The organism is Chitinophaga sp. (assembly GCF_036566945.1).
Lineage (GTDB): Bacteria > Bacteroidota > Bacteroidia > Chitinophagales > Chitinophagaceae > Chitinophaga.
The window spans coordinates 1-9,425 of record NZ_DATCVJ010000067.1 but is presented as its reverse complement, the minus strand read 5'-3'; the positions used below and the strand labels follow the sequence as shown (position 1 = coordinate 9,425).

General features: G+C 43.6%; 7 protein-coding genes. 3 read left to right on the top strand and 4 right to left on the bottom strand.

All coding sequences use genetic code 11. The annotated features are described in order from the left end of the window. On the bottom strand, positions 1–1,736 hold a 1,736-nt coding region (locus VIP81_RS02025; protein WP_331956809.1), incomplete at its 3' end, for a glycoside hydrolase family 97 catalytic domain-containing protein. 448 nt (positions 1,737–2,184) lie between these two features. Here VIP81_RS02025 and VIP81_RS02020 point away from each other — a divergent pair. After that, on the top strand, positions 2,185–3,795 hold the full coding sequence (locus tag VIP81_RS02020; RefSeq protein WP_331956808.1) for an RICIN domain-containing protein: 1,611 nt from the start codon (positions 2,185–2,187) through the stop codon (positions 3,793–3,795). A gap of 84 nt (positions 3,796–3,879) precedes the next feature. Here the strand turns inward: VIP81_RS02020 and VIP81_RS02015 are convergent, their stop codons facing one another. The 3 genes from VIP81_RS02015 to VIP81_RS02005 all read right to left on the bottom strand — a co-directional run bounded on the left by VIP81_RS02015 (position 3,880) and on the right by VIP81_RS02005 (position 7,795). After that, on the bottom strand, positions 3,880–5,373 hold the full coding sequence (locus VIP81_RS02015) for a glycoside hydrolase family 76 protein (RefSeq protein ID WP_331956807.1): 1,494 nt from the start codon (positions 5,371–5,373) through the stop codon (positions 3,880–3,882). A 117-nt stretch (positions 5,374–5,490) separates the two neighbouring features. Next, positions 5,491–6,450: a CorA family divalent cation transporter gene (locus VIP81_RS02010; protein ID WP_331956806.1), complete on the bottom strand. Its 960-nt coding sequence runs from the start codon at positions 6,448–6,450 to the stop codon at positions 5,491–5,493. A gap of 184 nt (positions 6,451–6,634) precedes the next feature. Then, positions 6,635–7,795 carry an NAD(P)/FAD-dependent oxidoreductase gene (locus VIP81_RS02005; RefSeq protein ID WP_331956805.1) on the bottom strand — a complete coding sequence of 387 codons (1,161 nt, stop codon included), beginning with the start codon at positions 7,793–7,795 and terminating at the stop codon, positions 6,635–6,637. Between the two features lie 77 nt (positions 7,796–7,872). Here VIP81_RS02005 and VIP81_RS02000 point away from each other — a divergent pair, with 77 nt between their 5' ends. Together VIP81_RS02000 and VIP81_RS01995 are read left to right on the top strand one after the other, a co-directional pair. Then, positions 7,873–8,832 (top strand): AraC family transcriptional regulator, encoded by a 960-nt coding sequence (locus tag VIP81_RS02000; RefSeq protein ID WP_331956804.1) that lies wholly within the window; start codon positions 7,873–7,875, stop codon positions 8,830–8,832. 123 nt (positions 8,833–8,955) lie between these two features. Then, positions 8,956–9,228 carry a DUF4242 domain-containing protein gene (locus VIP81_RS01995; RefSeq protein ID WP_331956803.1) on the top strand — a complete coding sequence of 91 codons (273 nt, stop codon included), beginning with the start codon at positions 8,956–8,958 and terminating at the stop codon, positions 9,226–9,228. Positions 9,229–9,425 lie beyond the last annotated feature (197 nt).

Genomic DNA, 9,425 nt, shown 5'->3' with positions numbered 1-9,425 from the left:
GCCACTACTGCTACTTCGCCGGCGCTGGCAGCCAGCGCCCTGGTTTCATCCCAGGTAGTGGGCACACTGGTAATAAACTCCGTACAATCCGCATTGCGGTAATACAGGGTAGGATTGTCTGCCAGCATTTGTATGCCGCTTTCAAAAACAACATACAGGGCAAGCTGGTAAGCTCTTGTGCTTACACCTGCTGCATTGGGTCGTTCGGCACGATATACGTCAGGCTGCATGTTGATCATGGCTCCCGGGGTAAAGTCCATTGGCCCTACCGCATTGCGCATAAATGGAAGGTAAATACTGTTATCCGGCCGGCAACCACCCATTTGTTCCAATCCTCTTACACCTTCATACGACAACAGGTTGGGATATTTATACTCCAGCCCGGAAGGCTTGAAAGCGCCGTGGAAGTCAACAAATATTTGATTTTTGGCTGCCTCTTTTATCACATTTTCATAGTAGTTGACCATCCATTGGTCACTGCGGTCCATGAAATCGATTTTAACGCCTTTAATACCCCATTCATGGAAGGTTTTGAACAGATCCATATTGTTGTGTACCGTTAACCAGGTTAACCAGAGAATGATATCTACATGCTTTGTTTTACCGTAACGAATCAATTCCTTTACATCAACTTTTGGATTGGGTGTGTAAGGATCGGTGGTGGTTTTGGCCCAGCCTTCGTCCATCACAATATATCCGATCCCGTATTTGGCGGCGAAGTCTATGTAATATTTATAAGTATCCAGGTTATAACCTGATACAAAGTTTACATCCGGACCGTAGGGCGTAGCATCGTTCCACCATTCCCAGCTTGCCTGTCCTGGCTTAATCCAGGTAGGGTCGGCAATAACGCTTTTCGCGGCCAGCTTTAACGTCATGGTGTTTTCTATCAGCTGCTTATCATCTTTGGCGATCACAAAATAGCGCCATGGGAAACTTCTGTTACCGGTGGTGGCAGCAATATAATCTGCTGATTTTAAAATTTTCTGGCTGCGATCACCATCCGGACCAAATTCAAGCGGGACCTTAGGGAAGGTGCCTTCCATGCCATTATTGCCGGTTCCTTTAAGAAACAATCCCGGGTAATCAGACAGATCAGATTCGCTGATTAATATTTTATATTGGTTTTTAGTATCGATTAAAGCGGGGAGGTTCGCCATTTTATCAGCCGGCTTCCAGCTGGTGGAGGCGAGGTGTTGGTAAGGCTCTTCGTAGGAAGTTTTAAACCCGTTATTCTGTTGCAGATGAAGCAGGTAATCCTCGGGGAAGTTGATCGCGAAATCTTCGTTCACGACTTCTATATTACCTTTTCTGTCGGTAATAAAGCGATAGGCGATACCATCATTAAAGGCGCGGAACTCTACTGCATAGTTACCCTTAAAACGCATGACCAGGCTATTGTAATCGCTTTTAACGGTGGAAAATTTTAATGCCACAAAGGGTTGTATGGTTTCTCCGCCATGGGTTGTTTTTGCCGAGATCAGTTTAGGCGTTTTACCCAGTACTTCCTCTTTCAGGAGGAGTGCCAGGTGATTTTTTGTTAAAAGTTCCTGGCCATTTGCTGCTACCGAGTAGTATATTTTGTCACTTAGGTCAATAGACACTTTAATCTGTCCATCCGGCGATGTCAGGCCAATGGGCTTAGCCTGTGCACGCAGCCCGGCGGATGTTCCCGGAAGAAAAATTAAATAGCCCCATAGTGGAAAAATTAGCAATCCTTTTTTGATGATTTTCATAATTGTTGTCTTGGATTTATTGTGGCAATACCTGAATAAGTTGGCCTCCAACTAATGTCTGACAGTAAAAGTGTATTCAGATGATCAGTCGATTAGCAATGAGCAGTGCAAAGATGGTTTTTTCAAACGTTAATTTCTTTTCATTTTGTATAAATTTTTTGATGTGCCGTACATTTTATAGATGTTTATATGGGCTTTTTAAGCCTCCCTGACGGGTTTGAGACGAGTGTGTGAAAGATGCATCCTGTCATTTATTTTTTGTTGCAGAGGATAGGTTTTAAGATGCTGATAAAATATTTTGATCAGCTATGTGTGTTGCTCCGGCAATTTCATACTTATATACACATGGAAGACAAACTTGTCCAGGAATTGCGCTACTCCTGCTCTTATTTGCATTGACATTTTGAAAATCCAATATCAGTATATCACCCAAAATTCCAACGTCGTTATGAAAAAAAACTATTTAAAACAGCCAGCGGCTGTGCCCATTTTCATGCTATTAGTGATTGTATTTTTTACAGCATGTAACAAACAGAAATTAGAGGAGCGTAATCCAGCGTTGGAGCGCCTCGATACTAATAAGTCGGCGTCAGTGGCGCTGGCAGCAGCCGGTTTGGCGACTAATCCCATCAGCCATGCCGATGCGGCGTATGATGGCTTCCTCAGTGCTTATCTTATTACTTCCGGTACAGGTGCCCCCTATTTTTGCCAAAGTCTGACCAATCGTGAAAGGGCTTTCTTCTGGCAGCAGTGTTATCTGATCACAACCGTAGAAGATGCCTACGACAGAAATCCAACGACTGCACGCAAACAACTCATTTCAGATTTATTAACTAAAATGCTGGCGCAGGATTTATTAAACTGGTCCTGGGACTCCTGGAATGATGATGTTCAGTGGGGCATGATCGCCTGTATTCGTGGTTATTTGATTACCGGCAATACTGCTTTTCGGGATGCGGCTAAAAATAACTTTGATATGTGCTATAATCGTGGATGGGATAATACCTTCGGTGGTGGCATATGGGAAGATCAGAATCAGGTTCCCAACGGCGGTAAATGTGGTCTTAGCAACTGGCCGCAAATCATAGCTGGCGCCATGATTTATCAGGCTACAGGCGACGTCAGCTACTTAGATAAATGTAAGGCCATATATGCCTGGGCGCGTACCCATTGCTTTGATGCAGCCAGCGGCAGAGTGTATGAAGGCTGGTATCCGGCTGGTATAGGAGGAGATGATAATTCCTATAACACCGGATTGCTGGTTAATGCCGCTGCCTCTCTTTATAAAATTACCAACGATATCACCTATTACAATGATGCTATAAAAGCTGCTGATCATTATATCGGAAGAATTGGTGGACTCACTACCGGCATTATGAATGAAGACCATCCGGCCAATGGATACTTTGGTAGCGATCAGGTGGCACGGGGACTGGCGAAATTAGCGAAAGAGAATAATCTCTGGGGCAAATACGGGCCGTTCCTCGCCAATAATTGCAATGCTTCGTGGAATCACAGGCGCACAGATTACAACTTCACCTGGAACAATTTTTCCTCAAATACCACAACAGGTGATGTGTATGCGATGGAAGTACAAAGTTCTGTTACCGTTCAAATGGTTACGCCTGAGCAAGGATTATCCATTCCTAATGGAACCTATAAGTTAGTCAACCGCCAAAATGGGAATGTACTGGATGCCAAATCGAATGGGACGATTAATGGTACCGTGATAGATACCTGGCCTTACAATGGTGGCAATAATCAGCGCTGGACGCTTACCAGTATAGGCAATGGACTGTATAAACTAATTGGTGTGGGTAGTGGAAGATCGCTCAATGTATCAGGTGCTTCCACTGCCAATGGGGGAGCAGTGGTGCTGTGGGATTTCCAAAATACTTCCAACGAAGTATTTTATCTTTCATCTCCAGCAGATGGTTACTATTCACTTATATTTTTGCATTCAAACAGGGCCATGGATCTCAATACCGCTACTAATACCATCAATCAGTGGGAATTAAACGGTGGTAATAATCAACAATGGCAATTTCAAACGCCATAACTAAACAAAGACAATTCAGGTATTGGATATCAGCGTGCACACAGTCTTTTCTGTGTGCACGTTTTTGATGGAATGATAGAAGATCTAATGTATAGTTGTTAGCGGCATTAAATTGAATAGCAGAGATACCGCGGTAGATGCCCCAAATGCAGATTTGGGCTTTGTTTCGTCTGTTCTGGTTGCCCACTTTGTTTGAATGAGCTGTTGTGAATTCCTGTTGTTGTATGCTACTTTGGCATTTAAACGCAGCCAGTCAACCAGGTCTGTGTTATTGGTTTCTATGGTGTATTTACGGGCATAGCGGGCAAAAATTCCTTTAAAGCCGGGAAGGTCATTGCCACCATCTTCGTTATCCATGGTCGCTGATCTGAACATGGTGTCCCTGGCGTACCTGGCAATTTTTTCAGCTTCTACGAGGTAACTTTTCTCTTTGGTATAGTTGTAAAGCATCACTGCTGCGCCCAGATAGGTGCCCTGGTTGTAGGTGGAACTCCAGGTGCCTGTTCTGATAAGCCCTGTTGTTTTATTCAGATCAATGTTGTCATTTACTTTACCGGTAGCAGCGTTGAACAAATATATTTTAGACCAGCTGTATAGTGCAATGGCTTTGTCGTAATAGGTTTTGTCGCCGGTAGCTTGTGCGAGGTAACAGCATGCCACCATAGCAGGGCCCTCTATGCATGCATTTTTAGATGTTTTTGTTTCGTACCAGATCAGGCCACCACCATAGCTGTTGGTGAATGCCCGGGCATACATTTTATCAAATTGTTCTTTGCCTTTTTCGAGGTAAGCTTTGTTGCCGGTGAGCAGATATCCGCGTACAGAAAATAAAACCGCCCAGGTAATGTCATCATTATAATTGTTGTACATCCAGTCGCTCTTATTTTCTTTGATGAAGTGCTCGTACATTTTATTAAACCGGTCGGCATACTTTGCTTCTTTCGTGACTTCATAGGCATCCAGCACTATTTCCATCATTTCGGCCTGGTCCCAGAAACCTTTACCGGTTTCAATCCCATACTGGGTGTACCATGCATCAAATATTTGTTCGGCGATGGCTGCTGTTGGCGCAGCGTCCTGTGGCAGTTCTTTACGGAATATCCATTTGGTGGCAGCGGTCTTACTTACATTGACTTTCGTACCATCATTCACGTTGCCTTCGGGTAAATTGATAGCCAATGCAGGGTTAGCGGCAGGGCTGATATAATAGGCTCCTTTAGCGGCTTTTTTGATCACCCATTTAGTGTCGGCAGTGACGGCGCTATCCACCTGATCTACTTTTGCATTATCTGCCAGCGAGGCCGCATGGAGTAATTTGCCACTGCCCACATTGGTCAGGGTATATATTCCTTTACCCACACTGGTGACTACCCATCTTTGGGCATCTGATTGGGTATTTGTCCACATATCAATACTGGCGCCGTTTTCCATGGACGCATTGCTCACGTCGAGCAATTTTCCGCCGGTGCCGGATTGTAGCGAATAGATGGTCCCTGATTTAATACCTGCGGTCTGGGCAACGCCTGAGTTTACATACAACAGCAATTGTACAATGGTAAGCGAATAGAATAGCTTCATCTTTGAGTCTTTAGTGATGGTTATTATCTTCGGGGGTTAAATATAGTAGTGCTATAACGATTTTTCATATCGATGTGATAAATGGTAGCGGCGGGATTTCAATGGTTAGGCAGCTGGTTAAAACCATTTTTTACGTTTAAACCATATTAAAGGCGCGATGAAGCAGGTGAGTAGTAAAATGATGACATAGATATAGCCATATTTCCATTCCAGTTCGGGCATAAATTTAAAATTCATACCATAAATTCCCGCTACCAGCATTGGCAGAGAAATACACATGGTGATAATCGTGAGGGTCTTAAATATTTTATTCTGGTCCAGTTCAATTTTATTGGACACGTATTCTTTGAGGTCTTCCAGGCGTTCAAAGTTGTTCTGTACATATTCACTGACCACATTTAAATCGTCTAGCTCAATAGCAATATGTTCCTTGATGGCAGTACTCAGTTTTTTACTCTTCCTCAATAGATGGAGCACCCTCCGGAACTCATTCAAAGATTCTTTTAGCAGTAAGTTGTTAAATTTGAAAGCAGTGATTTCATCCAGCTCTCGTCCGGAATACTGCTGCTGTTGCAGCAATCCGGAATAAATTGTTTTGATTTTTTTTCCGGTGAGTTCCGTTATATCGGCGAAATAATCAGGAATAATACCAATCAGCAACAGCAGAAATTCGTCTAAAGTAAAGGCGCCCGCCTTGATGTTTTCGAGATGATTTAATTTCTTACTTTCTGGTATAAATTGTTCAAAATTGATACGCATGAAAGAAAACAGGATGTCCTTTTTCAAAATGAATGACAGGACTATTTCATCGATTTTATTCAGCGGCGTAAAATAGGGAAAAGAGAAATTGAATGCCAACTGATCTTCATTTTCCAGGTAGTGGGAGCTGATTTCAATGTCCTCACTATTATTCAGGATAGCCGCATCTATATTGAAAAGCTGTTCCAGTTGCAAAATATCTTCCTTCCCGTAGTCAATCACCTGGATACTACAGATACTGCTAAGATCTGCAGGAATTTCGTGAATACCTGTTAGGGTAGATATGTTTTTGTTTCTGTCCAGCAGTTCAAGAATCATAGATTTGCCGGTTTTATACGTAACTCTTTATCAGAACAATCGATATTGTCATTTAGTTGGGTGCTGCAGCTGAATAGTTGATATACCTTCGGGAATTCATATCTTTCTTCGAAGGATGACAAGCAACCGAATTATTCCCTGTCCGATTCCCGGAGAATAGATTTTCGTAGGGGCGTTAGCGGTACTATGTATTTGACCCAAAAAACTGGAGGAACTTTGTCTGCGCATCTTCCGCATGCATCCATTCGGTCATATCCATGGCGTCTCTGGCTTCTGACGCTGCTCTATGCTGCATTTCTTTTTCGTAAGAAGCAATGGCCGCTTGTGTATCCTTAAACTCACCATTTGTCAGGTATTCACTTAATTCCAAAGCATCCAGCATCGCTAAATTTACGCCTTCGCCGGATGGTGGCATGATGTGGGCGGCATCTCCCAATAATGTTAAGTTGAACAAAGTATCCCAACCCTTATCTAAAGGCATACAATATTGAGGACGTAAATAGAGGGGCAAATTGGCATGCTCCACCAATGAAAGCCATATCTGATCCCAATCTGGGAATTCATTTTTAAACCAGGAACATACCTGATCCCGGTCTGAAAAATCTATCCCGCTGTTTTGCCACCAGTTTTCATCCTTTTTACTGCTCATGTAAAAATCTATGCTGCCGTCGCCTTTGGAAGATACATGCAGATACCGTTCATTACCATACGCATAAATTTTCCCCCCTTGTAATAAATGATGCATGTCGGGTATTGTTGTTGCCGCATCGGGCACATTTCCCTGTACAATGACTACCCCTGCATAGAAAGGCTTAACAGGCGTGACAAATGAACGGATATTGGAATTGGCGCCTTCTGCTCCGATAACAATATCTGCGGTCGCTGTTGTTCCATTCTTAAATTCCAGTTTCCATGCATCGCCAATGGGGGACATGGTCACAAACTGACTATCCCAAACAACGGTGTCGGGTTGCAGCGCATCCAATAAAATGTTTCTCAAAGCGTCTCTGTCAATTTCCGGCCGGAAATGTTCCGCGTCGAAATCTTCGGTCGTTACTTCGGCATGTTCATCGAAGAGGATGTTGCCATGCTTATCGATCACACGTCCTTTTTCGGCTCCCGGTCGGTAGTTATCTTTAAAGGCCTTCAGCAATCCTGCTGTCTTTATGGCTTTTAGTCCTGATGCATAATGCAGGTCAAGGGTAGCGCCCTGGATACGGGCTGCTTTGTTGGTATCTCTTTCATACACTTTTACGGCTACACCTTTGAGCTGTAGCAGTCTTGCGAGGGTTAAACCACCCGGTCCTCCGCCTACAATGGCTATTTTCTTATTTTCTAATAACATATCTGGTAATTATACCCGCAAAGTTATTCGTACTTTTGCGAATAAAATAGCTTGAATTGATATAAAAATAGTCGTAAATGAAAATATCAATCATAGATAAAGGCGCCGGCATTACACAGGAATTTGCCCGGGCAACAGGAGCCACCGTCAAGGGCAGGTTTATATACATTCCTAAAAGCAAGGGGGCGGGGTATATCACGGGCTTTTCCTGGGGGAGAGAGTTGCGTATGATGATCCGGAATTATCACCTCAAAGAGGATGTTTATATTGAGCGTACCAATGAGCTGGCGGAAGGGCAGAAGGACATGGTTTTTTTGCTGAGCGGTATTTTCCCCTCGGTGATACAACCGGATGTGCAGTTGTCGTCTGAACAAACAAATATGCTGATCTGCAGGCATGCTGTTTCTTCCATTCTCGCCATGCCTTCCAATACGATGTTTGGGAGTATTACCATCGCCATTTCTAACCAGTATCTTCATCAGCTTTTTGGGAAAATAGACCACCCGGTGGTGGCCAGCGTTTTAGAAGCGAAAGACAATTTCGTGTTGGAAGCTGGTCTATCGCCCGCGATGATCCATGCGGCCGCGGACATGCTGGGGCAGCCGGTTCCGGAAGCGCTGGAAAGTCAATATTACAAGTTGAAATGTGAAGAACTGCTGTACCACATCTTTGCCATTTTGATGCAACGTGATGCCATACCAGCCAGCAGCATGCATATCGATGATATTAAGGCCATATATGCCATTAAAGCGCAATTGCAATCGCATCCCGATGAACCACCCAATATCGCATCATTGGCGAGGGAAGCGGGTATGAGCGAGCCTAAATTAAGAAAGCTATTCAGGCAGACCTTTGGGAAAGGCGTTTTTGAATATTACCAGTTTGGGCGGATGCAGGAAGCAGCCAGGTTGTTAAAAGAAAAGGGACTGACCGTTTCTGAGGTGGGCTATCAGTTGGGGTTTACGAATCTCAGTCATTTTTCCAGGGTGTTCGAACGCTACATCGGAATTAAGCCTAAGAAATATTCATCGACGTAGGATAATTGCTTATATTTAGGTATACAACAACCCCATTGGCTATCAAACACCAGCATCTGTAAAAGGCCACTACTACAGCCAAAACTCAATTGTCATCGTTACAGCAAATCTAAAACTACGATTATGCCTAAGTATGTTATCGAACGTGAGATTCCTGGCGCCGGAAAATTGTCAGGCGACGAGTTAAAAGCGATTTCACAAGCTTCCTGTAATGTCCTCAACAAAATGGGACCAGCCATTCAATGGATACAGAGTTATGTGACAGGAGATAAAATTTACTGTATCTATTTTGCGCCTAACGAAGAGATGGTCCGTGAGCATGCAAAACAGGGAGGATTTCCAGCTAATTCCATTAGTGAGGTGAGTGCCATTATTGATCCTGCCACCGCAGAGTAAAGATGGTAAATTTAAAGCCCGTAAATATGGCTATTTACGGGCTTTAAACGGGATGTTATTTATCTGGCTTCCCGATTCGATTGTATTTATACCTGATTACAACGTTTTCACGTTTTCAGCAGGCAATACTTTGTTGTAAATTTTGAGATCGCTCATATATCCCTTGAAGCTATTGGCGGTTCCGCCAATATATTGCA